Annotated in this window: 26 protein-coding genes; 14 read left to right on the forward strand and 12 right to left on the reverse strand. The window is 65.9% G+C overall.

Annotated elements, in window-relative coordinates; translation table 11 throughout:
* The first annotated feature begins 12 nt into the window (after window positions 1-12).
* Together CFB50_RS37930 and CFB50_RS37935 are read left to right on the forward strand one after the other, a co-directional pair.
* Complete coding sequence (locus CFB50_RS37930) at window positions 13-1,188, forward strand: YncE family protein (protein WP_089449472.1); 1,176 nt, start codon at window positions 13-15, stop codon at window positions 1,186-1,188.
* A 220-nt stretch (window positions 1,189-1,408) separates the two neighbouring features.
* Window positions 1,409-1,891 carry a hypothetical protein gene (locus CFB50_RS37935; protein ID WP_089449572.1) on the forward strand — a complete coding sequence of 161 codons (483 nt, stop codon included), beginning with the start codon at window positions 1,409-1,411 and terminating at the stop codon, window positions 1,889-1,891.
* A gap of 1,096 nt (window positions 1,892-2,987) precedes the next feature.
* Here CFB50_RS37935 and CFB50_RS37940 read toward each other — a convergent pair.
* Complete coding sequence (locus CFB50_RS37940) at window positions 2,988-3,698, reverse strand: response regulator (protein WP_089449473.1); 711 nt, start codon at window positions 3,696-3,698, stop codon at window positions 2,988-2,990.
* Window positions 3,699-4,332: 634 nt separating this feature from the next.
* On the opposite strand from CFB50_RS37940, the gene CFB50_RS37945 reads away from it, so the two are divergent.
* Both CFB50_RS37945 and CFB50_RS37950 read left to right on the forward strand, forming a co-directional pair.
* Window positions 4,333-4,698 carry a hypothetical protein gene (locus CFB50_RS37945; protein WP_256979422.1) on the forward strand — a complete coding sequence of 122 codons (366 nt, stop codon included), beginning with the start codon at window positions 4,333-4,335 and terminating at the stop codon, window positions 4,696-4,698.
* 13 nt (window positions 4,699-4,711) lie between these two features.
* Entirely contained in the window at window positions 4,712-4,972 is a 261-nt protein-coding gene (locus CFB50_RS37950) for a hypothetical protein (RefSeq protein WP_256979423.1), read from the forward strand.
* A gap of 66 nt (window positions 4,973-5,038) precedes the next feature.
* Here the strand turns inward: CFB50_RS37950 and CFB50_RS37955 are convergent, their stop codons facing one another.
* Genes CFB50_RS37955 through CFB50_RS37980 form a run of 6 tightly spaced genes read right to left on the reverse strand, consistent with a single transcriptional unit; the run spans window position 5,039 to window position 10,819 of the window.
* A complete protein-coding gene (locus CFB50_RS37955) occupies window positions 5,039-5,578 on the reverse strand; it encodes a GNAT family N-acetyltransferase (protein WP_089449475.1) in 540 nt (179 codons plus the stop codon).
* A gap of 33 nt (window positions 5,579-5,611) precedes the next feature.
* Entirely contained in the window at window positions 5,612-6,424 is an 813-nt protein-coding gene (locus CFB50_RS37960) for a DeoR/GlpR family DNA-binding transcription regulator (RefSeq protein ID WP_235986515.1), read from the reverse strand.
* Window positions 6,425-6,458: 34 nt separating this feature from the next.
* Window positions 6,459-7,433: an N-acetylglucosamine kinase gene (locus tag CFB50_RS37965; RefSeq protein WP_069249523.1), complete on the reverse strand. Its 975-nt coding sequence runs from the start codon at window positions 7,431-7,433 to the stop codon at window positions 6,459-6,461.
* Complete coding sequence (locus CFB50_RS37970; protein ID WP_089449477.1) at window positions 7,430-8,602, reverse strand: SIS domain-containing protein; 1,173 nt, start codon at window positions 8,600-8,602, stop codon at window positions 7,430-7,432. Before CFB50_RS37970 ends, CFB50_RS37965 begins: the two co-directional genes overlap by 4 nt.
* Window positions 8,603-8,624: 22 nt before the next feature.
* Entirely contained in the window at window positions 8,625-9,920 is a 1,296-nt protein-coding gene (locus CFB50_RS37975; protein WP_089449478.1) for a D-tagatose-bisphosphate aldolase, class II, non-catalytic subunit, read from the reverse strand.
* Window positions 9,917-10,819: a DMT family transporter gene (locus CFB50_RS37980; RefSeq protein ID WP_069249526.1), complete on the reverse strand. Its 903-nt coding sequence runs from the start codon at window positions 10,817-10,819 to the stop codon at window positions 9,917-9,919. Before CFB50_RS37980 ends, CFB50_RS37975 begins: the two co-directional genes overlap by 4 nt.
* A 363-nt stretch (window positions 10,820-11,182) precedes the next feature.
* On the opposite strand from CFB50_RS37980, the gene CFB50_RS37985 reads away from it, so the two are divergent.
* The 3 genes from CFB50_RS37985 to CFB50_RS37995 all read left to right on the forward strand — a co-directional run bounded on the left by CFB50_RS37985 (window position 11,183) and on the right by CFB50_RS37995 (window position 15,617).
* On the forward strand, window positions 11,183-13,318 hold the full coding sequence (locus CFB50_RS37985; RefSeq protein WP_089449479.1) for a glycoside hydrolase family 36 protein: 2,136 nt from the start codon (window positions 11,183-11,185) through the stop codon (window positions 13,316-13,318).
* A 116-nt stretch (window positions 13,319-13,434) separates the two neighbouring features.
* Window positions 13,435-14,316, forward strand: coding sequence for an endo alpha-1,4 polygalactosaminidase (locus CFB50_RS37990; protein ID WP_089449480.1), 882 nt, complete (start codon window positions 13,435-13,437; stop codon window positions 14,314-14,316).
* Window positions 14,317-14,489: 173 nt separating this feature from the next.
* Window positions 14,490-15,617, forward strand: a complete 1,128-nt coding sequence (locus CFB50_RS37995; RefSeq protein WP_089449573.1) for a porin — start codon at window positions 14,490-14,492, stop codon at window positions 15,615-15,617.
* A 33-nt stretch (window positions 15,618-15,650) separates the two neighbouring features.
* On the opposite strand, the gene CFB50_RS38000 is transcribed toward CFB50_RS37995, so the two are convergent.
* On the reverse strand, window positions 15,651-15,872 hold the full coding sequence (locus CFB50_RS38000) for a hypothetical protein (RefSeq protein WP_069249529.1): 222 nt from the start codon (window positions 15,870-15,872) through the stop codon (window positions 15,651-15,653).
* Window positions 15,873-15,935: 63 nt separating this feature from the next.
* The gene (locus CFB50_RS38005; RefSeq protein WP_174944072.1) at window positions 15,936-16,199 is read right to left on the reverse strand and encodes an HPr family phosphocarrier protein; all 264 of its coding nucleotides are present in this window, start codon (window positions 16,197-16,199) and stop codon (window positions 15,936-15,938) included.
* A gap of 124 nt (window positions 16,200-16,323) precedes the next feature.
* On the opposite strand from CFB50_RS38005, the gene CFB50_RS39365 reads away from it, so the two are divergent.
* From CFB50_RS39365 to CFB50_RS38015, 3 genes are read left to right on the forward strand one after another with little or no spacing between them, the layout of a single operon-like run.
* Complete coding sequence (locus CFB50_RS39365) at window positions 16,324-16,566, forward strand: hypothetical protein (protein WP_144020765.1); 243 nt, start codon at window positions 16,324-16,326, stop codon at window positions 16,564-16,566.
* Window positions 16,563-16,907, forward strand: a complete 345-nt coding sequence (locus tag CFB50_RS38010; RefSeq protein WP_021158207.1) for a zinc ribbon domain-containing protein YjdM — start codon at window positions 16,563-16,565, stop codon at window positions 16,905-16,907. Before CFB50_RS39365 ends, CFB50_RS38010 begins: the two co-directional genes overlap by 4 nt.
* A gap of 43 nt (window positions 16,908-16,950) precedes the next feature.
* Window positions 16,951-17,787, forward strand: coding sequence for a spermidine synthase (locus CFB50_RS38015; RefSeq protein WP_089449481.1), 837 nt, complete (start codon window positions 16,951-16,953; stop codon window positions 17,785-17,787).
* Window positions 17,788-17,831: 44 nt separating this feature from the next.
* Here CFB50_RS38015 and CFB50_RS38020 read toward each other — a convergent pair whose 3' ends face one another.
* Together CFB50_RS38020 and CFB50_RS38025 are read right to left on the reverse strand one after the other, a co-directional pair.
* Window positions 17,832-18,017: a ribbon-helix-helix protein, CopG family gene (locus CFB50_RS38020; RefSeq protein WP_021158209.1), complete on the reverse strand. Its 186-nt coding sequence runs from the start codon at window positions 18,015-18,017 to the stop codon at window positions 17,832-17,834.
* Window positions 18,018-18,104: 87 nt separating this feature from the next.
* A complete protein-coding gene (locus CFB50_RS38025; protein WP_089449482.1) occupies window positions 18,105-18,863 on the reverse strand; it encodes a YoaK family protein in 759 nt (252 codons plus the stop codon).
* A 270-nt stretch (window positions 18,864-19,133) separates the two neighbouring features.
* Here CFB50_RS38025 and CFB50_RS38030 point away from each other — a divergent pair, with 270 nt between their 5' ends.
* The 3 genes from CFB50_RS38030 (at window position 19,134) to CFB50_RS38040 (ending at window position 21,608) form a co-directional block, all read left to right on the forward strand.
* Window positions 19,134-19,484, forward strand: coding sequence for a hypothetical protein (locus tag CFB50_RS38030; protein ID WP_089449483.1), 351 nt, complete (start codon window positions 19,134-19,136; stop codon window positions 19,482-19,484).
* Window positions 19,481-19,693 (forward strand): twin transmembrane helix small protein, encoded by a 213-nt coding sequence (locus CFB50_RS38035; RefSeq protein ID WP_006489184.1) that lies wholly within the window; start codon window positions 19,481-19,483, stop codon window positions 19,691-19,693. The genes CFB50_RS38030 and CFB50_RS38035 overlap by 4 nt, the downstream gene beginning before the upstream one ends.
* 472 nt (window positions 19,694-20,165) lie before the next feature.
* Window positions 20,166-21,608 (forward strand): sensor histidine kinase, encoded by a 1,443-nt coding sequence (locus CFB50_RS38040; protein WP_089449484.1) that lies wholly within the window; start codon window positions 20,166-20,168, stop codon window positions 21,606-21,608.
* Window positions 21,609-21,621: 13 nt separating this feature from the next.
* On the opposite strand, the gene CFB50_RS38045 is transcribed toward CFB50_RS38040, so the two are convergent.
* Window positions 21,622-22,095, reverse strand: coding sequence for an acyl-CoA thioesterase (locus tag CFB50_RS38045; protein ID WP_089449485.1), 474 nt, complete (start codon window positions 22,093-22,095; stop codon window positions 21,622-21,624).
* A gap of 230 nt (window positions 22,096-22,325) precedes the next feature.
* Here CFB50_RS38045 and CFB50_RS38050 point away from each other — a divergent pair, with 230 nt between their 5' ends.
* Window positions 22,326-23,264: a response regulator gene (locus CFB50_RS38050; protein WP_089449486.1), complete on the forward strand. Its 939-nt coding sequence runs from the start codon at window positions 22,326-22,328 to the stop codon at window positions 23,262-23,264.
* The last annotated feature ends 158 nt before the right edge of the window (window positions 23,265-23,422 follow it).

Raw genomic sequence — 23,422 nt, forward strand, 5'->3', positions numbered from 1 at the left:
CGGGACATCGTCATGCAACCGTGCTTTCGCCGTCACCTCCGCTTCTCCCGTTCCGCGAGCGTCATCGTGGCGGCGCTGGCCGTCGGTGCCCGCGGGGCGATCGCGGCGGCCGCCGTCGCGGCCGTACCCGGCATGCCGCCCGTCGTCCATCCCGACAACCTGTACAGCGAGGCGCAGGCCGGCCGCATGAGCGCGGCGGTAGCGGGCGCGTTGCCACGCATCTACGTGCCGAACCTGAGATCGAACGACGTCTACGTGATCGACCCGGCCACGGACAAGGTCGTCGACAGGTTCGCGGTCGGCCGCAGTCCGCAGCACGTCGTGCCGGCGTGGGACCTGCAGACGCTGTGGATCGCGAACAATGCGGAAGGGGGAACCGACGGCAGCCTGACGCCGGTCGACCCGAAGACGGGCAAGCCCGGCCAGGCCGTGAGCGTCGACGATCCGTACAACATGTATTTCACGCCCGACGGCAAGGACGCGATCGTGGTGGCCGAAGCGCATGCGCGGCTCGACTTCCGCGACCCGAAAACGATGGCGCTGAAATCGAGCCTCGATGTGCCGCAATGCACGGGCATCAACCATGCCGACTTTTCGATCGACGGCCGGTACGCGCTCTTCACGTGCGAGTTCGGCGGCAAGCTGGCCAAGATCGATTTCGTGAACCGCCAGGTGGTCGGCTATCTCGAGCTCGACCGGAAAGGGATGCCGCAGGACATCCGCGTGTCGCCCGACGGCAAGGTGTTCTATGTCGCGGACATGATGGCGGACGGGGTCTACGTCATCGATGGCGACGCCTTCACGAAGATCGGCTTCATCCCGACCGGCGTCGGGACGCACGGCCTGTACCCGAGCCGCGACGGCACGAAGCTCTATATCGCGAATCGCGGCTCCAATCGCGTCCATGGGCCGCGTCACGGCAAGGGCAGCGTATCGGTGCTCGATTTCGCGACGCGCAAGGTGGTCGCAACCTGGCCGATTCCCGGCGGCGGCAGCCCCGACATGGGCAACGTCAGCGCGGACGGCAACACGCTGTGGCTGTCGGGCCGCTTCGATGACGTCGTCTACGCGATCGACACCACGAGCGGCGCGGTCCGGTCGATTCCCGTCGGCATGGAGCCGCACGGCCTGACGGTGTGGCCGCAGCCGGGCCGCTATTCGCTGGGTCATACGGGAAACATGCGGTAGGGCGGCGGCCGGTCAGCGCGTACCGGCACGGCCGCTCGACATGCGGGCCGCATGGCTCGCCGATGAAACCCGCGCACGCAACCGCCGCGGCGCAAGCGGCGCGCGGTGGGCGCATGCGCCCGGCCTGCCGCCGGGCAGGCGGTGTCAGACGAACGAGACGCAACCGGCGCGCGTGGCCGCCATCGCGGCGGCCACGTGGCGTCCCAACCGGAGAAAGCCGATGACCGAACGTCAGTCCCCCGATACGACGCCTCCGCACTCGGAGCCCAGCGCGCACGACGCGCTCGAACATTTGCTCGGCAGCCTGCACCGGCATGGATTCCTGCATTTGGCGAGCGAGGTCGTCAGCGCGAACGCGCGGCTGGCCGACACGTTCGTCGACGCGCTCGACAAGCCGGGCATGCAGAGCGGCATGCAGAATCTCGCGGTGCTGTTGATGGCGCTGTCGCGCATTCCGCCCGAACAGTTCGGCAAGGCCGCGTTCGCGGCCGCCGACGCGCTGCACCACGTCGGCGCGTGGCGGCCGGAGCAGCACGAGCATGTCGCCCCAGGCGTGCGCGGCGCGTACCGGCTGCTGCACGACGAAGCGCTGTGGGACGCGCTGACGCCGTTGCTGGAAGGGTTGAAGGTGTTCGCGCAAGGGCTTGCGCGTGACCCGGAGACGCCCGTTACGGCGCTCGGCGGGAAGACGACGGCAACGTGACGTAGGCCAACATAAACGGGTTATCGCTCGCCGAGCATCTACGATCAGATCCACCTTGAACGAAGACACGGGGCGAGTTGCCCACCGCCGGCCAGCGTCATGGTCGTGACAGGCGACCCGCCGACCGGCCGTGAACAACTCGTCCGAACCACGATAAACGGAGGAACTCCGCCTGCGTGGAAGTTAACTGCCCAACCGCTCGCGGAAACGGGGCAACCTCATTCACCCGTTGGCCACACGAATTTCGCCCAACCTCGGGCTGAACGCGTGACTTCGAGTTGTCCGTCGTTTCTTCCGCGCGTCGTTTCGCGAATGGGCACGATTTCGTTGTGGCCAAATCCCGTGGACACCGCATTCAGCCTCAACAAAAAACACTTCATGGAAGCGTGATGGTTCTCCCTTCCGTGACAACTGCAGAACCAGGTGCGCCTGAACCATTCTGCCAAACAATAAAAAGGCACTTGTCGTGACCGGGGGACGGATCGCCCCAATTTCTGTTGTCGGCAGGAAAACTCCTTATACCGTCCGCATACATTTTCGTTACCTGGCTTGTCACGTCGTATGTGTCAGTATTTACGCCATAACCTGCAAAAGATACCTTGATCATTATTTCACCCCGTTAGGCAGTAAGACGAGTCGTCAACACAATCGAAATTATCGACATGAATCCGAGGCTCGCAGGTGCGAAAAGGCCAGTCTGGCGGCCGAAGCGACAGGAAAATTTGTAACCCGCGACCGCGCCGAAAAACTCACCATTTATTTCACGATCTTTACTACTCGCGACGCCATTTCCTCAAGCGGAAATTGCAAACGCCGATTTGGTTTTGCTCAAGGTGAGTGAATAAAAAATAAGCCACTTTTTCGGAAAATTCCAGCCCGACACAGTCTTTTTCGGTGGGTGGGGTGTATTAGGACGTCACCGCCGGAGCATTTGATCCACTACGCGCGTTGATCAATTTAATGCGGATATGGGCGAGTGGACGACATCGTTTCGGCGAGATGGTCGATAAAGCCATCAATTCGCGCGTCGCGCCCCATGTGCGATGCGCGTCTCGTATCGACACCTTCAATTTGCTCTACGCGTGACGGCAGCGCGTCATTCCCATGCGTGCTTGCTGAACTGATAGCCCTTGCTGCGGATCGTCTTGATGCGCTTCGGCTCCGTCAGGTCATCACGCAGCTTGCGGCGCAGCTTCGAAATGCGGCCGTCGATCGAGCGGTCGAAGCCGTCGAACTCGATGCCGCGTAGCAGCAGCGTCAGGTCTTTTCGGCTGACCACCTCGCCGGCACGGCAGACGAGCGCCCACAGCAGGTCGAACTCGGTCGACGTCAGGCGGGGTGCGCTACCGTCGGGAAGACGAACCTTGCGATCGGCCCGGTCGATCGAAAACTTGCCGAACTCGAAACGGTGAGGCGATGCCGGCTCGACATCGTCCGGGCGCATGCGCACCCGTCGCAGGTGGGCCTTGATCCGTGCGAGCAGGATGCGCGGCTCGATCGGCTTGTGGAGAAAGTCGTCCGCGCCGAATTCCAGGCCGAGCAACTCGTCGAACTGTTCGTCGCGGGCCGTCATCATGATGACGATGCCGTCGTACTGCATGCGTGCCTGGCGACAAATCTCGAAGCCGTCCTTGCCCGGCAGGTTGATGTCGAGCAGCACCAGGTCGGGGTGACGCGCGACGATCGTGGCGACGGCGTCGGTGCCGTCGAACAGGCGGTCCACCTCGTACTGATGCGTGCGCAGATAGTCTGCGATCAGTGCGGACAAGTGGACGTCGTCTTCGACGAGCAGGATTCGGATGGGCATCGCTAAACGAGGGGATGAAACGGGAAAGGGGCGAGCGCTCACGCCCGGTCCGAACATGGGGTAGCTGAAGAGACGCGCATGATACTTCGATACATTCCGGTGGAATGTGGCGAAATCTGCATCGCCCGGCCGCCCGGTCCGCACGCGAATCATCACGCCCGGGCAGCCAGGCAATTGAGCGAAAGTGTGGAATCGTGTCGTCGCGGAACGGGGCGATGTTTGGGCGACAAGGTCAGGCGAGGTATCCGTTTCGTGGCCGGCAGGGACGGCGGGCGCGGTGTCGTGCGCGCGAAAACGTTTGCGGAAAAACGGCGCGTGGAACGCACACCCGCCCGGGCCGCAATCCGGTAAAGATTGCTCGACATATCATTACAAAATATTACGAAACGGGCAACGGACAGGTCCTTACAATCGTGGCGACTCGGTGGCGAGCATGACGCACACCGGCTTCCGGCTGGCCGCCGAAGGGAATGCAAATGCGAAGGCGGTGACCGACAGCGTGCAAATGCTCGCCCGGCGCGTCCGTTCGGCGCGGCACTTTCCGCGCTCGACGCATGCGAATCGATGTCGACGTCACCCCCGCCTTCCAGGCGGCAAACGTGTGGCCGGTACGATGTTCTGATAGGAATGCGAAATGACACCGCTTCAAATCATCCGGAGTCTCGATTCACTCACGAACGCGATCGAAGTCGCGGTCGCCCACGCCGACTGGAGCGAGGCCGTCCGGGCAGCAGAAACACGTTCGGCGTTCCTGATGGCGCTGTCACCCGATCAACCCGACGAGGTTCACACGGCGATCGGGAGAATGCGGGAGATCGATATCCGGATCTCGATCACCGCACGGGAAACGCTGGAGGCACTCGTCTCGGAAGGCCGGAAGGCGTTGCACGCAACCCGGCTGGCGACACAGCCACCGTCGCCCGGGGAGGCGGTCACGGCCGCCCGGCCTCCTTCGTGGCGCTCATCCATTTCACGGCGCATCGCGCCGCACATGCATTGACACGGACAAGTCCTTGAACGTACCGGTCAGGTTTCAACATTTCGGTGGCGGTATGCGATTTCGAAAACGCATCAGTTATGTCGATGCAACACGGTGGTTCGCTGATGGCGACCATGATCGGGTGGAAACCCGTGAAGGCGGACGAGCGATCGCCACACCGGAAGGCTGGCGTTCGGTCAAGTCGGGTGACTGGATCTTGCGCGATGATTGCGGCAACTGCTGGCCGATGGACCACGGGCTCTTTACGACCCTGTATGAACCGGACGTGGCGTGAGCGGCGAGGGCGCGCCGGCACCGTCTGCCGAAACGGCCCGCCCACGCCACCCGTACACTGGCGAGCCTATCGGCTCGCGCGCGAAAACAGCAACGAATCGGTGTCGTTGAACCGGATCTGCACCGGCTCCCCATAACCCGCCTTTTCCGCGACGCGGATCGACGCGACGTTGGTCGGCGCGATCAGGCACACGCTGCGCTCGAACCGGTGTTGCCCGTCGAGCCATGCCAGCGCGGCCGAGAGCGCCTCGGTCGCGTAACCCTTGCCGTGCGCCCACGTCGCAAGGGCCCAGCCGGCTTCCGGCACGTCGCGAATCGACGGCTCGATGAGCCGGTGGAAATCGGCGAAGCCGAGATCGCCGACATAGCGGCCCGACGCCTTCTCGCGAATCGCCCAGTAGCCATAGCCGAGCAGCGGCCACAGCCCGCGATACGCGAGCATGCGCATCCACGAGTCGCGCGGCGCGGACGGCGCGCCATTGAAGATGTGTTCGACGACCTTCGGCTCGGCCCACATCGTGGCGAGCGCTTCGAAGTCCCCCAGCGGATGGCCCTCGAGGATGAGGCGCGGTGTGTCGAGAACGGGCGGGGAGGAGATGGGTGGCATCGGGGTGGTCGAAAAAGGGGGGAGGCCGGGCGGCTAGACCGTCAGCACGTCGATGCCGCGCTGACGCAGGTCGTCGACCACGGCAGCATCGGCGCCCGTATCGGTGATCAGCATGTCGAGCTGCTCGACGCTCGCGATCACGGAGAGGTTGCGCTTCATCAGCTTCGACGAATCGGCAACCGCGATGACCTGGCGCGAGATCTTCAGCATCTGCGCGTTCAGCTGCGCTTCGAGCAGGTGCGGCGTCATCAGGCCGATCTCGGGATCGAGGCTGTCGACGCCGAGAAACAGCCGGTCCGCATACAGCCCCTGCAGCGCGACGACGGCCTGCGGCCCCGACAGCGAATAGGAGTTCGGCCGAAGCTGCCCGCCGGGCATGATCAGGTTGATGTGCGGCGCGGCCGCGAGCAGCACGGCCACGTTCAGCGCATTCGTGATCACGTTCAGCGACTGCAGCTTCATCGTGACGATCTGCTTCGCGATTTCCTCGGTCGTGCTGCCCGAGTCGAGCAGGATCGTCTCGCCGTCGCCGATCAGCGCGGCGGCGGCCATCGCGATCCGCACCTTCTCCGCGTGACGGAGCTTCTGCTTGACCGCGATCGGCACCTCGTCGCTTTCGCGCAGCACGAGCGCGCCGCCGTGCGTGCGCAGCACCGCGCCGGCGGCCGCGAGCGCGTTCAGGTCGCTGCGCACCGTGACGAGCGAAATGCCGAACCGCTCGGCCAGCTCCTCGACGGTGACTTTCTCCCGTTCGCGCACCAGCTCGCAGATCAGGCGGCGGCGTTCCTCGACGAGCAACGGCGCGTGATCGACGGCAGGCGACGGAGGCACTCTGTGAGCGGGCATGTCCATTTCGGCAAGACAGGGAGCCGAAATGATATCAAAACCCCTGCCCGGGCTGGAGCGCGCGCAGCGCCGGCGGATCGAGCGGCCGGCCCGCCAGCCGGGCCGCGTGGACGGCCGCGCCGACATGCGGGTCGAGCCGCGGCGCGGTGAGCACCGCGTGCGGCACGCTGCGGGCGAGCGCGTCGCGCAACGGATCGAGCACGAGCGCGCCCGCATTGAACACGCCGCCCGAATACGACACGGGCAGCAGCTGGCCGGGCGGCCAGCCGAGCGCGCGCGCGACGCCGGCCGCGAGCCGCGCGAGTTCGTCCGCCGCGCGCAGGATCAGCGTATGCGCTTCGGTGTCGCCCGCGTGCGCCGCGTCGATCACAAGCCGCGACAGCTGGGCGAAGCGGCTGCGCACGGCGCCCGCATTCACGGCCGCACACAGGTCGAGATCATGGTCGAGCGAAAAGTGCGCGCGCACGATGTCGAACAGCGGCCCGCGCGCGGTGCGGCCGTCGGCCATCCGCGAGAACGCGGCGAGCCCTTCGCGCGCGAGCCAGTAGGCCGAGCCTTCGTCGCCGAAGATCTCGCCCCAGCCGCCGCAGCGCGCGGCGCGGCCGTCGCGCTGCCCGTACGCGATCGACCCGGTGCCGGCGACGATGCTGATGCCGTCGGCGCCGGCCAGCGTGCCGGCCCAGCTGCACACCATGTCGTTGCCGATCCGGTAGCGCTCGCGCGCCAACAGCGGGGCGAGCAGGCCGTCGAGCTCGGGCAGCAGGCGGCTGTCTTCGCCATACGCGGGCAAGCCGGCGAACGCATACGCGATCTCGTCGCGCGCGACGTTCGCCGCGGCCAGCACCGCGTGCACGCCGTCGGCGAGCAGCGTGCGCAGCGCGTCCATGCCGATCTCGAGGTAGTAGCTGGTGGTCGTTTCATGGCGCGCACGCACGCGGCCTTGCTGGTCAATCACCATGAACGCGGTTTTCGTGCCGCCGCCGTCGATGCCGAGAAAGAGTGGAGTCATGTGGGCTGCCCCGCATACGGATGAATGGTGACGCCGGCGACGACCCGGTTGACCGTGCCGGACGCGCTCGGGTTGTCGGGCGTGAGCCCGAGCCGCAGCGACGCGAGCAGCGCGAAGCACTGCGCGAGGATCAGCGCGACGGGCGCCAGTGCGAGATCGGGCAGGCCGGGCGGCAGCGGCACCGCGAGGTCGTCGTCGGAGGACGGCCACGCGCCGGCGCCGTCGGTCGATGCGACGCCGATCGACAGTATGCCGGCCGCACGGTTTTCGCGCCGCAGTTCGCGCAGCAGGTCGAGATCGTAGCGGCGCGTATGCGGATCGCCGGACAGCAGCACGACGACCAGCGTGCGCTCGTCGAGGAACGTCTTCGGGCCGTGCCGGAAGCCGAGCGGCGATTCGGCCATCGAGACGATCAGCCCATCGGTCAGTTCCAGCAGCTTCAGCGCGGCCTCGCGCGCGAGCCCGAGCAGCGTGCCGCTGCCGAGATACACGACGCGCTCTGGCAACTGCCGCACGTGCGCGGCGATGCGCGACGCCTGTTCGCGCAGCAGCGTCCGCGCCGCATCGGCCAGCGGCCCGACCGGCATGCCGGCCACGCCGAACGCCCAGGCCGCGGCGAGCAGCATGCCGCTGAAACTGGACGTCATCGCGAACGCCTGGTCGTGCGTGGCCTCCGGCAGCAGCACGACGTGTGCACGCGGATGCGCGCCGAGGCGGCGGTTCAGCATGCCGTCGGCCGCGCAGGTCAGCACGAGATGGCGGCAGCCGTCGACGAAGCGGTCCGCGAGATCGACGGCCGCGACGCTTTCGGGGCTGTTGCCCGAGCGCGCGAACGAGACGAGCAGCGTCGGCACGCCGGGCTGCAGCGTGTCGCCAGGGTTCGCGACGATGTCGGTGGTGGCCACGGCTTCGACGCGGCCGCCGAAGCGGTGCCGCAGCGCGGGCACGAGGCATTGCCCGATGAACGCCGAGCTGCCGGCGCCCGTCAGGACGATGCGCAGGTGCGGGTCGGCGAGCAGCGGCGCGAGAAATGCGTCGAGCGCCGCGCGTTGCGCGTCGACGACGGCATGCACGTCGGGCCAGACGTCGGGTTGCTGGGCGATTTCGCGGGCCGTGTGGGCGGCGTGGCGGCGGGTGAGGTCGGCGGGATCGAGGTCGAAAAATTCCATGAGCGGATCTGAGGAGAGTCGGTCACGCGGCACACGCGTGAAGATACGGACGGACGGCCGCGGCCGTGCCGTCTTGCAACAGGGCGCTCGCACGCAGCTCGAGCCGCCCTTCGCGGACGGCCTCGTACTGGCGCGGCAGGTGCTGGCTGACCAGCGTGAGCGGCGGCGGCGATGCATCGAGGCGCGCGAGCAGGTCGGCGCACGCGCGCTGCACGGCCGGATGGGCCCAGTAGTAGCGAATGCGGTCGCTCAGGCTGTAGGCGAGATCGAGTTCGAGCTGTGCGCCTGCCGCGTAGTAGTCGCGCCAGTGCGCGGGTTCGCTGTGCATCACGCCGAGCACGGTCGCGACGAAGCCGGCGTCGCCGCCGAGCCATTCGCGCTCGATCGCGGCGAGCGCCCACAGCGTTTCGCGCATCGCGAAGGTCACGCCGGGGCCGACCTTCAGGATCGCGAAGTGGTCGCGCGCGAGTTGCGCGAGATTGTCGGGCGTCTGGTAATCGGTCGAATGCGCTTCGAACACGAGCGCGGGTTCGCTTTCGATGAACGCACTCAGTGCACGCGCGTTGCCGGCATCGTAGTCGATGACCTTGTGATGATCGAACTCGACACCCGGCTGCACGACCATCGCGATCACGCGCGACCACGCATCGTCGAGGCCGGCGCGCGCGAACGCGTCGCGATGCAGCGCCAGCGTCGAGCCGGCCGCGTCGGGCGTCGTGACGGCCAGCGCGTCGAGCGTCTCGTGCGCACCGCCGGGCACCGGCACCTCGGTGCCGATCACGTAGACAGGCGCCTCGCCGCGCGGCGAGGTGGCCGCCCACGCGGCTTCGGCGGCGCGGCACAGGCGCACCACACGCGCGGCGATCTCGGCTTCGGGCAACGGCGACGGATCGTCCGCGCACGACATCGAGCAGTCGAGATGCAGCTTGCGGAAGCCGGCCGCCACGTATTGCGCGACCATTATCTCGGCCTTGTCCATCGCGTGCGCGGCCGGCAGCCGGCGCCAGGCGTTCGGGCCGAGATGGTCGCCGCCGAGCAGGATCGCATCCGGGCTGACGCCTTCGCGTGCGGCGATGTCGAACACGTAGCGGCGGAAGTCGTGCGGCGTCATGCCCGTGTAGCCGCCGTCCTGGTTGACCTGGTTGCAGGTAGCTTCGATCAGCGCGGGGCGCTCGCGCGCCGCGCATTCGCGCAGCGCCGCGGCGATCGCGACCGGGTGCGCGGAGCACACGGACGGGATGCCGATCGCGGGCGCGCCGTGCGACGCGTGACGGGAGGCCTGCTTGTGACGGCGGACGAGATCGAGCAGGGTGTTCATGCCGATTCCCCCGCCGCGTCAGGGGCCGCCGCGCCTTCCGGCTGCAGCGCGAGCAGCAGCGCGGCGAGCAGCGCCAGCGCGATGCCCGTCAGCTTGCTGCCGGTCGGCGTCGTGCCGGTGACGGCCATCGAGATCACCGACGTCAGCAGCGGCGCGCCCGCGTTGACGAGCGGCGACACGACGATCGCCTTGCCGAAGCGGAACGCATACACGAGCGTCAGCGCACCGATCGCATTCAGCACTTGGATCACGGCGGCAAGGCCCGGCCCGCTGATTCCGTAGTTGATCGTGTGGCCGAAGTCGGTCATCCACAGCGCGAACGGCACGCAGAGCAGGCCCGTGAGCGCCATGTAGAAGAAGATCGATTCCGCGTCCATCGTCGCGTTCGCGATCTTGATGAAATACGCCTGCAACCCCCACGCCACGAGCACCAGCAGCGCGAGCGCGAACCACAGCCCGAACCGGGCGGGCCCCTGGCCCGACTGGAAATCGAACAGCGGCAGCGAGCACAGCGCGAGCAGGATGCCGGCAACACCGAGCTTGCCCGTGCGTTCGCGCAGCAGCAGGAACGACAGCGCGATCGTCAGCGCCGGGGACAGCGACACGATCGGGAACACGAGATACGGCGGCCCCGATTCGACTGCGCGGAACAGCAGCATCTGCCCGCCCGCGCCGAGCAGCCCGATGGCGAGCCCGAGCGCGAGCGACCGGCCGTCGTGCCGCACGCGCCAGCCGGCGCGTCCGAGCGCGACCAGCGCGGGCGGAATCATCGTGAACGCCCAGACCACGTAGATCAGCGTATCGGGGAAGCCCTGCTCGGCGGGCAAGCCGGTGAATGCACCCCACACGCCCCACAGGAGGGTCGTGACGAGCGCGTGAACGAGCCAGTTGTTTTGCATCGGTCGCGTTTTTCGAAGTGGGTTCAAATCCGTCGAATGCTTTCGTTTTCTGCCGTGCGAGGCGAAACCGGAGGCGTTCGGCGGGCCGCCACGGAGACGTTTCCGGAAAAAATAGCCGAATCACGCGCCGTGAGCCGCCAATCTATGCGTTTTCGATTTCTTTCGTTATTAGCGTAAACCACAAACGAAAGAATACGAAAGATAGACTAGATTGCCGATCTGCGCGAGGCGGATGCGTCGGCGCACGGCCCTTCTTCACGAGGAATTCCGTATGAACGCTTGCTTTTTCTTTCGATTTCTCAGGCCCGCCCGGCTTGCCGGCGGGCCTGAGCGGTACGTGCAGTTTCGTCGCGAGGTGCGTCCATGACCACCCGGCGCGCGTTCGTGCAGTGGCTGGCCGCCGGCGCGGCGAGCCCGATCCTGGTCGGCGTCGGCGTGCGCGATGCACACGGCGCCGTGCCGCAGCGCGTCGCGCTGCGTGACGACCGGCTCGTGATCGAGTTCGACCCAGCGATGCGCAGCCGGCTGGCCATGCGTCGCGTTGGCGGCACGCGCGCACTGACCCGGTTCGATGCAAGCGAGACGCTCGAACAGCTGATCGGGCCGGCGCCGGCGCCGACTTCGGATGGCCCCGCGCCCGACACGCGGCCGGTGCGCACGATCGACCGCTTCTCGATCGTCGACGCCGCGCATACCGACGTCTCGACCGTGTTCGGCGCGGGGCGGCAACTGCGGCTGGTCGGGCGCTCGGCGAACGGCTTCGAGAAGACGGTGCGCGTCACGCTGCTCGACGCGTGGCCGGGCGTCGCGTTGATCGACACGCAGTTCCGCAACGTCGGCACGCAGGCGGCCGACATCCGCGCATGGAACGTCGGCGCGCACCGGCTGCTGCCGGCCGCCGCTGGCGCGGGCGGCTACTGGACCTATTCGGGCGCGAGCCATGCGGACCGGCGCGACTGGGTGCAGCCGGTGAAGGCCGGCTTCGACCAGCGCAATTTCATGGGCATGAACGCGTCGGATTACGGCGGCGGCACACCGGTCATCGATGTGTGGCGGCGCGACCAGGGCATCGCGCTCGGCCATCTCGACACCGTGCCGCGCCTGGTGTCGCTGCCGGTGAAGGCCGTGCGCAACGAAGTGGCGCTCGGCCTGCGCGGCGAGAAGACGGTCACGCTCGCGCCGGGCGCGACGCTCGACGCGCCGACCGCGTTCGTGATGCTGCACGACGGGGATTACTTCGTCGCGCTCGACACGTACCGGCAGATGATGGGCGCGCAGGGTTTTCATTCGCCGCAGCCGCCGGCCAGCGCCTACGAGCCGATCTGGTGCGCGTGGGGCTACGAGCGCCAGTTCAGCCTCGACTACGTGCGCGCCACGTTGCCGAAGGTGCAGGAACTCGGTTTCAAGTGGGCCGTGCTCGACGACGGCTGGCAAGTCCGGACCGGCGACTGGGTGCCCGACCGCGCGAAATTCCCGGCCGGCGACGCGGACATGAAGGCGCTCGTCGACGACATCCATGCACGTGGGCAGAAGGCGCGGCTCTGGATCGCGCCGCTCGCGGTCGCGCCTGGCAGCGACGCGCTGCACGACCACACCGACATGCTGCTGCTCGACGCGGACGGCGCGCCGCAGGCGATCACGTGGTGGAACAGCTTCTACCTGTGCCCGGCCTACGAGAAGACGCAGGCGCACGTCGCCGCGCTCGTGAAGAAGGTGATCGGCGAGTGGGGCTTCGACGGGATGAAGATCGACGGCCAGCACCTGAACGGCGTCGCGCCGTGCTACAACCCCGCGCACCGCCATGCGCGGCCGGAGGATTCCGTCGAGCATCTCGCGGATTTCTACCGCACGTTCTACGACGCCGCGCATGCGGTCAAGCCGGATGCGGTCGTCGAAGTGTGCCCGTGCGGCACCGCGTACGCGTTCCACAACATGCGCTACATCGACCAGGCACCCGCGTCCGACCCGTTGTCGAGCTGGCAGGTGCGCCACAAGGGCAAGACGCTGAAGGCGCTGATGGGTGCGTCGTCCGCTTATGCGGGCGATCACGTCGAACTGAGCGACGGCGGCCGCGATTTCGCGTCGGCAGTGGGCGTCGGCGCCGTCATCTCGACGAAGTTCACGTGGCCCGTCGATCCGAAGCCGAAGGATTCGTTCCTGCTGACGCCCGAGCACGAGCAGGCATGGCGGCACTGGGTCGAGGTCTACCACGCGCACCGGCTCGCCGAGGGCCGCTATCGCGGCGAGCTGTACGACATCGCATTCGACAAGCCCGAGGCGCACGTCGTGGAAAAGGACGGCGTGCTGCATTACGCGTTCTACGCCGACCGCTGGAGCGGCCCGGTCGCGCTGCGCGGCCTGCAGCCCGGCCGGTCGTACCGGATCGTCGACTACGCGAACGGTCATCGCGAGGTCGGCCGCATCGTGCCCGGGCACGATGCGATCGCATTGCGCTTCGAGCATGCGGCGCTGCTGCGCGCCGAGCCGCTCGACGCGTGAGTATCAACCGGCATCACCGCGTACCACCGCCCGGCAGCGTGCATCGCCGGGCAACCGGCAGTTCCGCAACGCGCAGTTCCACTCGTCATTCCGATCCCTCCACTGGAGATGCTTCGATGAAAAAGACCGTACGCAACCTTTCCTGTGTCGCGGCGCTCGCGCTGTGCGCATCGATCCTGCAGGCCTGCGGCGACGGGTCGTCCGACCCGCTGTCGGCCAAGGCCTTTGCCGCGCCGCCCCCGGCCTCGGCGGCGCCCGCGCGCGCCGCGTCGCACTGGACGCCCGCCGCGTCGGACACGTGGCAATGGCAGCTCAAGGGCAAGCTCAATACGTCGTACAACGTCGCGATCTACGACATCGACCTGTTCGATACCGATCCGTCGACGATCGCGGCGCTCAAGCAGGCCGGGCGCAAGGTCGTGTGCTATTTCTCGGCGGGGAGTTCGGAGAACTGGCGGCCCGATTTCTCGAAGTTCAAGGCATCCGACCAGGGCAACAAGCTCGACGACTGGGAGGGCGAGCGCTGGCTCGACATCCGGTCGAGCAACGTGCGCGACATCATGACGGCCCGCCTCGATCGCGCGGTGGCGAAGGGGTGCGACGGCGTCGAGCCCGACAACGTCGACGGTTACGCGAACGATACCGGTTTCCCGCTGCAGGACACCGACCAGTATGCGTTCAACGTGTTCATCGCGAACGAGGCGCACAAGCGCAACCTGGCGGTCGGGCTGAAGAACGACGTCGACCAGCTCGTGGCGCTCGAGCCGTCGTTCGATTTCGCGGTGAACGAGGAGTGCAACGAGCAGAAGGAGTGCAGCGGCTACAAGGTGTTCACGTCGAAGAACAAGCCGGTGCTGAACGCCGAGTATGCAGGCAAATACCGCACGCCGAGCGGGCAGCGCACGCTGTGCGATGCGGCGCGCGCGCTCAACATGCGCACGCTCGTGCTGGCGAAGAAGCTCGACGACAGCTACCGGTTCAGCTGCGACGCATCCTGATCGAGCCGCGCCCGTCGTAGCGGGCGAACCTGAGTGACCGACGCGCGCGCGCATGCCATGTGCCCACGGCGTGCGAGCCGCGAGCGTCGCGATGCCGCGACCCGGCACGGCGCACGTCGGATGTCGTGTCGGCGCCCGTTCAAATCGATTCGCAGTACTTATCCATGATCATGATGAAAAATTGCATGCTGATTGCAGGCGCTGCCGTGGCGGCCGCGCTTTCCGTCGCCGCGCGCGCGGAGGGCTCGGTCACGCTCTACGGCACGATCGATACGGGAATGGCCTACCTGAACCATGCGGAAGGAGGGAAGTCGCGCGTGTCGATGTCGTCGGGCGCGCTGTCGGCGAACGAATGGGGGTTGACCGGCAACGAGGACCTCGGCGGCGGGATGAACGCGATCTTCACGCTCGAGAACAATTTCGACGTCGCGACCGGCCAGCTCGACGAAGGGCGGCTGTTCGGTTCGAAAGCGTTCGTCGGCGTCGCATCCGACAGATGGGGCACGCTGACGCTCGGCAGGCAGAACGATCCCGTGACGGATCTCGTGCAGCCGATCACGGCCGACGCATTCAGCGGGCTCTTCGCGCCGCCCGGCGACGTCGACAACTACGACAGCAGCGTGACGTTCAGCAACGCGGTCAAGTGGACGAGCGCGACGTGGCGCGGCGTGACGGTCGCGGCGATGGTCTCGTCGGGCGGTGTGGCCGGCGCGTCGGGGTCGGGCCTCGTGTATGCGGGGGCGGTCGGCTATGCCGACGGTCCGCTGAGCGCCGCGGCCGGCTACCTGCACGTCGACAACGGCAATGCGATTCGTTCGACGCGCGGCGCGTCGTCGGCCGATGCGTTCTTCAAAAGCGCCGTCAGTCGTGCGTATGCCTCGGCCCGGTCGATCGGGATCGCGCGCGCCGGCGCGCAATATGCGATCGGCAACGTGACGGTCGGCGCGGCGTTCAGCTTCAGCGAGTATCTTCCCGACGCATCGTCGACGTTCGTGCGGGCGGAGCGCTACCGGAACGGTTCCGCGTTCGCGCAGTGGCAGGCGCTGCCGTCGCTGCTGGCCATCGTCGGCTATAACTTCACGTGGTCCGGCGGCGATTCGTCCGCGCGCTATCACCAGGTCAACGTCGGCGTCGACTATCTGTTGAGCAAGCGCACCGACTGCTATACGACCGTCGGCTACCAGCACGCGAACGGATTCAACGGGGCGGGGCCGGCCCAGGCGGTAATCGGCTCGTACAACGTCGATGCCGGTACGAATTCGCAACTGCTTGCGATCGTCGGTATCCGGCACCGGTTCTGAGTTCGCCGCTGAGCGCGCCGGCCCGTTTGCGCGTTACTTCCGGCTCTTCAGGAAAGTCCGCCCTTCGGCGGTGATCGACGCGCCGGAGCGGCCGTGTGCGGCATGGCTGACGAAGCCCGCGCTGACGAGTTCGCTCGCGATCGACCAGCCGAGCGCCGGTGCGTCGCGCCCGTAGCGGACGTCAGCGAGGCGTTCGAGCGCCCAGATGGCGGAGGCCGACAGGTTCGGGGTGTTGGACGTGAAGTTGTCGCTCATCGCTTCCTCGTGAAAAGGGGATTCGGGGTGGGCGGGATGCCGTGACATCGGGTGGCGCGCCGGTCAGCGCGCTTGCAGCACGGGCAGCAGCGCCTGCAGTGCCGCCTCTTCGTCGGGGCCGGTGGCCAGCACCTGTGCGGACGTGCCGCCGTGCACCTGCAGCGCCGCGACGGCGGCGCTGTCCTTCGCATCGCTGCTGATCCCGTTCGCGATCAGCAGGATGTCGCTTTCGAAGCCGCGCGCAGCGTCGACGGCTGCCGCTCGTGCGGCGCAGCCGCGGTTGCGGTTCCACGCGGGGCCGATTTCAACGAACACAACGGTTGCCACGATGTCGGAGAGCCTCTGGACGGAACGTCGGGATCGGTGTGCGGCGCCGGGCCGACGGTGCGCCAGGCATGCGAGAAGCGCGCTTTTCCGCATGACTCCGGAAAGCCGGCAGCGCAGCCGGGGCATGCACATCCTGCGCGGATGTGCCGGCATTCTCGGTGAAACGGGCTGCAAGTCCGGCGAACGGCGCGAAAACGCCGATTATAATACAGCAGCCAAGATATGTGTATTGCATTATAATGCCGTGTGCGCCGGAGGCGGCTCGCCGACCCGTCGGCGCGTGCCTTCAGGCGGGCCGGGCGACGCTGCCAGCGCGCCCGGCCTTTTTATCGACGACTCAACTCCCCCTGAATGGAAGCTGCAATGAACGCCGCCCCCGCCTGCCCGCAATGCGCGATGGAAAACACTTACCCGGACGGCACGCTGACCGTATGCGCGGACTGCGGCCATGAATGGTCGGCCGGCGCCGGCGCCGAAACGGGCGACGAACCGGCGGGCGACGTCGTCAAGGATGCCAACGGCAACGTGCTGTCGGATGGCGACTCGGTCGTGCTGATCAAGGATTTGCGCGTGAAAGGCTCGTCGATCACGCTTAAGATGGGCACCAAGGTCAAGAGCATCCGGCTCGTCGGCGGCGATCACGAGGTCGACTGCAAGACCGACATGGGCGGCTTCATGCTGAAGGCCTGCTACCTGAAGAAAGTCTGAGCGCGCACGCTCCAATCGACCGTCACCCATCGACTGCCCGTTCATGGCCGAGGATCGAATTTCCTACGACGCGTTCGTCAGGTTCCTGGCGACGCCGCTGAACGACGGCCGGCCGTTCGTGCTGGAGACGCAGCACGCGCTTTCGCTGCACTTCGACCACTTCGGCACGCAGAGCTTCATGTCGCTCCGGGATCCGGGCCGGCTCGAGCTCGGCTATACGCGCGTGATGATGGCCTTTCTGCTGCTGCAGCCCGAGCCCGCGCACATTTGCATGCTCGGGCTCGGCGGCGGTTCGCTGGCGAAGTATTGCTACCGGCACTTGCCCGGCGCGACGATCGACGCGGTCGAGATCAACCCGGACGTGATCGCGCTGCGTGACGTTTTCAGGATTCCCGCCGATGACGGCCGGTTCACGGTGGTGTGCGCCGATGGTGCGGATCATCTGGCCAGGGCGGATGTCCGGACGGACGTGATCCTGCACGACGCGTTCGTCGCCGACGGCATGCGGGGCCGCTGTACGGGCGCCGCATTCCTCGCCGCCTGTCACGCGCGCCTGAGCGAAAACGGCGTGCTGGCCATCAACTTCATGGACGACGATCCGGCGCTGCCGGCGCATCTCGAGCAGTTGCGATCGGTGTTCGGTGTGTCGTATACGCTGGTACCGTGCGGCGACGACAACAACTTCATCGCGTTCGCATGGAAGGGTGGCAACCGGCTGCCGTCGCTGCGGATCCTGTTCGAACGCGCACTGGCGTGTGCACGGGCCGGCGAGCTCAAGCTGGCGGCCACGGCGAGGCGGATGAAGGCCGGGGAGAGCGTCGACCCGCAGCGGCTGGTGATGCGTGCGCAGCCGCACGGGCGATGGGAAATCGGCGCGTAGCCGGCATGCTGGCGCCGCCGCCGGCGCGGCCTGTACGGCCGCCCTTACTTCACGCGCTTGCCGAGCGCGCTCTTGGTCTTGTACGTCACGCCGTGGCGGTCAAGATACTCGCGGATCAGTTGCCGCACGACTTGCGACGGCGTGAGATCCTGCTCCGCGCAGAGCATTTCGAAGGCTTCCTTTTTCGCGGGGTCGATCAGGACGGTCAGGCGGGCGGTTTTCGTTTCCATTGCGAGGCGAGGGTGGTCGATATGTTAATCAAATTATAATCGATCCGCCTTCGGCGCCACCGCCGAAAGCGCGCTCCCGGTGCGCGATCAGCGCCTGCTGCGGAGCAATACGAGCAGGTCGTCGATCACCGGCACGATCGCGAGCGTGACGAGCACCGCGGCAAGCGGCACGGTCGATACGTAGCCGACATGCTTGAAGCCGATCGCGCCGGCCAGGCCGCCGATGAAGAACGACGCGAGCATCGTCGCGTGAATCCGCAGTTTCGAGCGGTTGGCGACGACCGCATGCGCGTCGACGTCGGCCGCCGACCGGTTCCAGTAGAACAGCTTCCCGAGCTCGATGCCGAGGTCGGTCACGATGCCCGTCATGTGCGTCGTGCGGATCTCCGCGCCCGACAGCTTCGTGATCGTCGCGTTCTGCAGCCCCATGATGAAGCACAGCAGCGTCACGGTCACCGGCACGAAGAAGGTTTCCCACAGCGCGAGATGGCTGCCGAGCAGCCCGAACAGGAGCAGCAGCGCGGCCTCGACCAGCAGGGGCAGCACGAACTGGCTGTGCAGGCCGCGGCGGCGGCCCCAGTTGACGAGGATCGCCGAGCAACTGGCGCCGATCAGGAACGACCCCAGCGAGCTGATGCCGGCCAGCGCGAGCCGCACGTCGCCGAGCGCCGTCTGGTCCGCGATCGCCGACACGATGCCGCTCATGTGCGACGTATATTGCTTGACCGCCAGAAAGCCGCCGGCATTGGCCGCGCCGGCGACGAACGCCAGCGAAAACCCGAGCTGACGATTCGCGGTCGCGCTGCGGTATTTTCCCGTCAGGTTTCGAAAGTACTGCGCTGGCATAGGGGCTGGGGGGCTTCGCTCAATCACCGCGAATCGCGGGCACGGACGTGACGACCGGCACCGGACGGCAGGGCGGGCACGCCGCCTGCGCACAGGTGCCGGGTCTCTCGAATCATGTGACGATCATGATAATGACATTATCATACTCTGTTAGTCGAATAGGGCTTTCAGTACAATGTCATCCGGCGCGGCCCGACCGTGGCCCGATTGCGGCTTCGCTGCCGAAGGGCCGCGCCGCCCGCATTCGCGATCACTTCTGCCCACCGTTTCATGACCCCGATCAAGTTCATTCTTCGCTACACGGCGATCCCGTTCACGGCCATCGTGGCTGTGGTGATCTGGACTGTCATACCATCGTCGAAAGAGATCGATGCGAGACAATATGCGGCGCTGTCGCGCGCGTACGCGAGTTTCCCGCTGCCGTTCCGGCGTGAGATCGCGGAAACGATCGACCACGGCCGGATCAACGACCGGCGCTACCAGGCGCTCGTGCGCGATTCGCTGGGCAATGGCGTCGCGCTGGACTGGCCGGCGTCGGGCGTCGGTGCGCTCGCCGACGAGCGGCACAAACTGGCCGAACTGATTCAGGCCGATTCCGATCTTCAAGGGCATCACCAATGAAAACTCTGCTGGTTTCCGTGGCATTCGCGATGATCATCGCGAGCCTGATCTTCGCGCTGTATTTCATGAATCACGATCGCGGCAAGTCCAAGCGGATGGCATGGTCGCTCGCGGCACGCGTCGGGCTGTCGGTCACGCTGTTCCTGTCGCTGCTGATCGCTTACAAGCTGGGCTGGATCGAGCCGACCGGGTTGCCGATCGGGCGCTGAAAGGCGAACGCCCCGTTGCATGCGGGGCGTTTGCGCAAATGCGAGTTCGGCTCTCTGATCGAGCTATTGTGATAAGAAAACTTATCGTCACGGTGGCGTTGTGTGATCCAAAACCAGGTTTCGCACGACGCGCGACAGAGACTGCCAACGCTGCAACGGCACTGCAGGGGAGACCACGGCCAGTGACAACGTGAATTCGCGACGTCCAGCCTCATGAATTCACGAGGCCTTCGCACCTTCCAGCCAACGTTGAACGGCGAAGTGAAAACCTTGCTTCGCAAACCGCGACAATTTCATTCTGGTCAACGCTACCCGGCACCCAGCACCGCGCGAGCAACAGTCGTAATGCGCGGAGGCCCCGTGGACAAAGCCGCCGCGCTCGCTCGCCTACCGCGGCGTGCTACTCTCGCGACTGGCACCGGCCAGGACAGTTCAGTGGTGCGCGACCAGTGAACATGGTGGATTCACGCATATGTATTCGATCTTGCCCGCGTTTGTATCTGCGTTGTTTCTCGGATTTGGCCTCTACGTGCTGGCCACCAAGGGGCTCACGCGGGTATCCGTCCCGTTCGCCCTGATGTGCGCGACGACCTTCGTCTGGCAGGGAACGTGGGCCTTCCTGTTCCAGACGACCGACGCGGACGTCGCCAACGTGTTGGTCAAGGCAGGCTACCTGTTCATCCTTTTTCTGCCGACGACCTTCTATCATTTCATGACGGAGATCGTGTCGCGTCGGGACGAGCGGCCGATCATATTCGCGTCCTACGGACTCTGCGTCCTGCTGGCCGTGCTGCTGGTCACGAGCAATGCGGTCGTCGATGGATTCCGCCTGCATTTCTTTGGCCCGTATCCCAACGCGGGCCCACTGCATCCGTTGCACGTCGTGCAGACGGTACTCCTGGTCGGCCGCAGTGGTTGGCTCCTGATCGAGGCTAGACGTCAGGGGCGGGCGCGAGACGTCCGGCAGTTGCTCACGCAATGTCTCGTCAGCCTGGGCCTCTACTCGCTCGCGGCGACCGACTATGCCGTGAACTACGGCGCCGAGTTCTATCCGGTGGGGGTGCTGTTTATCGCGATCAGTCTCGGGATTCTCGCGACGTCGATCGTCCGCTATGGCCTGATGGGCCCTTATCTCCTGGCCGCGACGGTCGCGCACGAAGTGGCCACGCCGCTGGCGGCGATCGGCCTGCACGCGGACGAGCTGCGCACCGTCCTGCCGGTGCTGCTGCGCGGATATCGGCTGGCGGTGGAGCACCGGTTGTGCGCCGACGATTTGTATCCTGGACAGCTGGAGCGGCTACCGACGCTCGCGTCGTCGATCCGGCGCCAGGTCGACACCACGAGTACGGTGGTCGAGATGTCCCTGGCGTCCTTTACGCTGGACCGACTCGATCGCCACAGCTTCGCGACCTATCCGATACGGGCCTGTGTCGACGCCGCCGTGGATCGCTTTCCCTTCCGTCCGGGTGAGCGGGACCGCGTATCGGTCGACGCGATCGATACCGACATCCGGTTTTTCGGATCCGACTCGCTCGTGATCTTCGTCATCTTCAACCTGCTGAAAAACGCCCTGTACGCGATCCACGCAAACGGCCGTGGGCAGATCGAGATCGACGCGCATCGCAGCGACGGTTACTGCGTGGTGCGTTTCAGCGATACGGGCCCGGGCATCGCCCCCGATGTGCTCCCTCGAATCTTCGACGCCTTTTTCTCAACCAAGTCGCACGGTCGCGGCGCCGGCATGGGCCTGAGTTTTTGCCGCCGCGTATGTGAAGCGCTCGGTGGCACCATCACGTGTGAATCCGTCCCCGGCGTCCGGACCACGTTCATGATTCGGCTGCCGGAACCCGGTGCGCCGGCGGACCCGACATTGAACGGTCCGCCGGCGCTCCCCCCGCGCTATCGCGTCGGGTAGGGCGGTCTCACATTCACTTCGCGGTGGACGGCAGGATCAGTTCATACGCCTTGACCCGCTCGATGATGCCCGGCGGAAACCGGCGGATCCGCTTGTCGGAACCGGCAAATACGATCTGCTGATACCCCAGCGACACCTGCCGTCCGTCAACGTAGAAGCGAAACAGCAGATAGGCCGAACACTGCCGAACCTCGAACGTATTGAGATAGCAATCCACGCGCTGGAACGGAAACGTCTCATGGATGTATTCCTGATGCGCGCGCTTCGTCACGAATGCCCCGCCGGCCCCCATCAGGTTGTTGTGGATGCATTCGTGAAACCAGCGTTCACGGCACACGCCCTGCCATTCGAAATAGCGTGCGAAATAGGTATTCATGAAGGCATTGGAATCCTTGAGGTAAATGTCGACCACATGGTGGAAGGTTTTCTCGGACAGATGTGCCGTTTCGTTGGAAAGGACGTGAAGAATTGCGTCTCGCGTCAACATGGATAACTCCTTGAATCGCTACTGGCGGCAGCGGCGCATTCCTTCAACGAGAAGGAATGGCCCGATTCTCCCCGTGCAATTCTCCCGAGCGCGCGATCGAAACATGCCGAATTCGCGAATGAGAAGCAGTTGATGTGCGTCCCACTTTCGCCGGATAATTGCCGCGATAATCATTCGCGGTGAAGCGTCTCCGATACCGCATCCTCTTCTGCTGATTTATCGAGACTCTTATGCAACCCTTCGTTAGGCAGCCGGTGCTTTACCCCGTGTCCGTGGTATTTGTCGACGACAATCCGGATTTCCTGCAGGCGCTGCGGGGCGCATTTCCGGACGAACGCCTGAACCGCTTTTTTACGCACCCCCAGGCGGCGCTCGACTTCGTGTCGTCGCGTGACGCGGAGACGCCACCCACGGCCGCGGACTATTTCGGTGCGGAGAAATCAGGCGGGAATGCGATCGGCGAGGATGCGCTCGCCGATCCCGCCCGATTCGAGGCGGTGGGCGCGGTGGTCGTCGACTATTCGATGCCGGAGGTCGACGGCATCCAGTTTCTGACCTCCATCCGCAACGCGAACTGCATGAAAATCCTGCTCACCGGTATCGCCGACGAGCGCGAGGCGGTGGCCGCGTTCAACGCGGGGCTGATCGATTGCTATCTGAAGAAAACCGACGTCGAGATGGCGCGCAAGCTGGCAACCGTGCTGGATGACGCGAAACGCAAGTGCTGCGCGGCCCGCGGGCACATCAGCCTGCATGAAGCGGGGGCGACCTACCGGGATCCACGGATCGTCAAACTGATCGATGAGGTGGCCGCGCGGGAAGGCATCGTCGAATACTACTGGCGCCCCAATCAGGACGCGGTGCTGATGTTCGATGCCGTCGGCGCGCCCAGTGTATTTCTCGCCTGGAGCGAAGAGGACTGGGCGTTCCAATGCGATATCGTGTCCGACGCGGGCGGACCGGCCGAATTGCGCCAAGGCATGGAAGCGCGCCGCATCATGCCGCTATTCTGGCCATTTCAGGCCTATCGGCCGGGCCTCGCGGACATTCGCTGCGCGGCCCCGCTACCCGTTCCGGGATGGCACGGCACGTTTCATAGCTGGATCCGCCTGGACGATCCGGCCGCCGAGCGCGAACTGCCTACATTGGCAAAATGGCGTCACGCGTAAAAGATCATCCGCCCATTTTCAAACGGAAAGAATCGGCGAGGCGGTGCTGTCGTCGACTCGGTAACCACTCAAATTGGAACAACCCCTGTCAATATTGACAGTTATCAGCGGCGCAGAATTTTGTTCCAATTGCGCCTTGTTCCGAGGGCCGCCCACTT

Source organism: Burkholderia sp. AU33423 (genome assembly GCF_002223135.1).
Lineage (GTDB): Bacteria > Pseudomonadota > Gammaproteobacteria > Burkholderiales > Burkholderiaceae > Burkholderia > Burkholderia lata_D.

Bases quoted from the DNA above. Each gene is read 5' to 3' on its own strand.
- CFB50_RS37930 (WP_089449472.1), top strand. From the start codon at position 13: ATGCAACCGTGCTTTCGCCGTCACCTCCGCTTCTCCCGTTCCGCGAGC.
- CFB50_RS37935 (WP_089449572.1), top strand. From the start codon at position 1,409: ATGACCGAACGTCAGTCCCCCGATACGACGCCTCCGCACTCGGAGCCC.
- CFB50_RS37940 (WP_089449473.1), bottom strand. From the start codon at position 3,698: ATGCCCATCCGAATCCTGCTCGTCGAAGACGACGTCCACTTGTCCGCA.
- CFB50_RS37945 (WP_256979422.1), top strand. From the start codon at position 4,333: ATGACACCGCTTCAAATCATCCGGAGTCTCGATTCACTCACGAACGCG.
- CFB50_RS37955 (WP_089449475.1), bottom strand. From the start codon at position 5,578: ATGCCACCCATCTCCTCCCCGCCCGTTCTCGACACACCGCGCCTCATC.
- CFB50_RS37960 (WP_235986515.1), bottom strand. From the start codon at position 6,424: ATGCCCGCTCACAGAGTGCCTCCGTCGCCTGCCGTCGATCACGCGCCG.
- CFB50_RS37965 (WP_069249523.1), bottom strand. From the start codon at position 7,433: ATGACTCCACTCTTTCTCGGCATCGACGGCGGCGGCACGAAAACCGCG.
- CFB50_RS37970 (WP_089449477.1), bottom strand. From the start codon at position 8,602: ATGGAATTTTTCGACCTCGATCCCGCCGACCTCACCCGCCGCCACGCC.
- CFB50_RS37975 (WP_089449478.1), bottom strand. From the start codon at position 9,920: ATGAACACCCTGCTCGATCTCGTCCGCCGTCACAAGCAGGCCTCCCGT.
- CFB50_RS37980 (WP_069249526.1), bottom strand. From the start codon at position 10,819: ATGCAAAACAACTGGCTCGTTCACGCGCTCGTCACGACCCTCCTGTGG.
- CFB50_RS37985 (WP_089449479.1), top strand. From the start codon at position 11,183: ATGACCACCCGGCGCGCGTTCGTGCAGTGGCTGGCCGCCGGCGCGGCG.
- CFB50_RS37990 (WP_089449480.1), top strand. From the start codon at position 13,435: ATGAAAAAGACCGTACGCAACCTTTCCTGTGTCGCGGCGCTCGCGCTG.
- CFB50_RS37995 (WP_089449573.1), top strand. From the start codon at position 14,490: ATGAAAAATTGCATGCTGATTGCAGGCGCTGCCGTGGCGGCCGCGCTT.
- CFB50_RS38000 (WP_069249529.1), bottom strand. From the start codon at position 15,872: ATGAGCGACAACTTCACGTCCAACACCCCGAACCTGTCGGCCTCCGCC.
- CFB50_RS39365 (WP_144020765.1), top strand. From the start codon at position 16,324: ATGCACATCCTGCGCGGATGTGCCGGCATTCTCGGTGAAACGGGCTGC.
- CFB50_RS38010 (WP_021158207.1), top strand. From the start codon at position 16,563: ATGAACGCCGCCCCCGCCTGCCCGCAATGCGCGATGGAAAACACTTAC.
- CFB50_RS38015 (WP_089449481.1), top strand. From the start codon at position 16,951: ATGGCCGAGGATCGAATTTCCTACGACGCGTTCGTCAGGTTCCTGGCG.
- CFB50_RS38020 (WP_021158209.1), bottom strand. From the start codon at position 18,017: ATGGAAACGAAAACCGCCCGCCTGACCGTCCTGATCGACCCCGCGAAA.
- CFB50_RS38025 (WP_089449482.1), bottom strand. From the start codon at position 18,863: ATGCCAGCGCAGTACTTTCGAAACCTGACGGGAAAATACCGCAGCGCG.
- CFB50_RS38030 (WP_089449483.1), top strand. From the start codon at position 19,134: ATGACCCCGATCAAGTTCATTCTTCGCTACACGGCGATCCCGTTCACG.
- CFB50_RS38035 (WP_006489184.1), top strand. From the start codon at position 19,481: ATGAAAACTCTGCTGGTTTCCGTGGCATTCGCGATGATCATCGCGAGC.
- CFB50_RS38040 (WP_089449484.1), top strand. From the start codon at position 20,166: ATGTATTCGATCTTGCCCGCGTTTGTATCTGCGTTGTTTCTCGGATTT.
- CFB50_RS38045 (WP_089449485.1), bottom strand. From the start codon at position 22,095: ATGTTGACGCGAGACGCAATTCTTCACGTCCTTTCCAACGAAACGGCA.
- CFB50_RS38050 (WP_089449486.1), top strand. From the start codon at position 22,326: ATGCAACCCTTCGTTAGGCAGCCGGTGCTTTACCCCGTGTCCGTGGTA.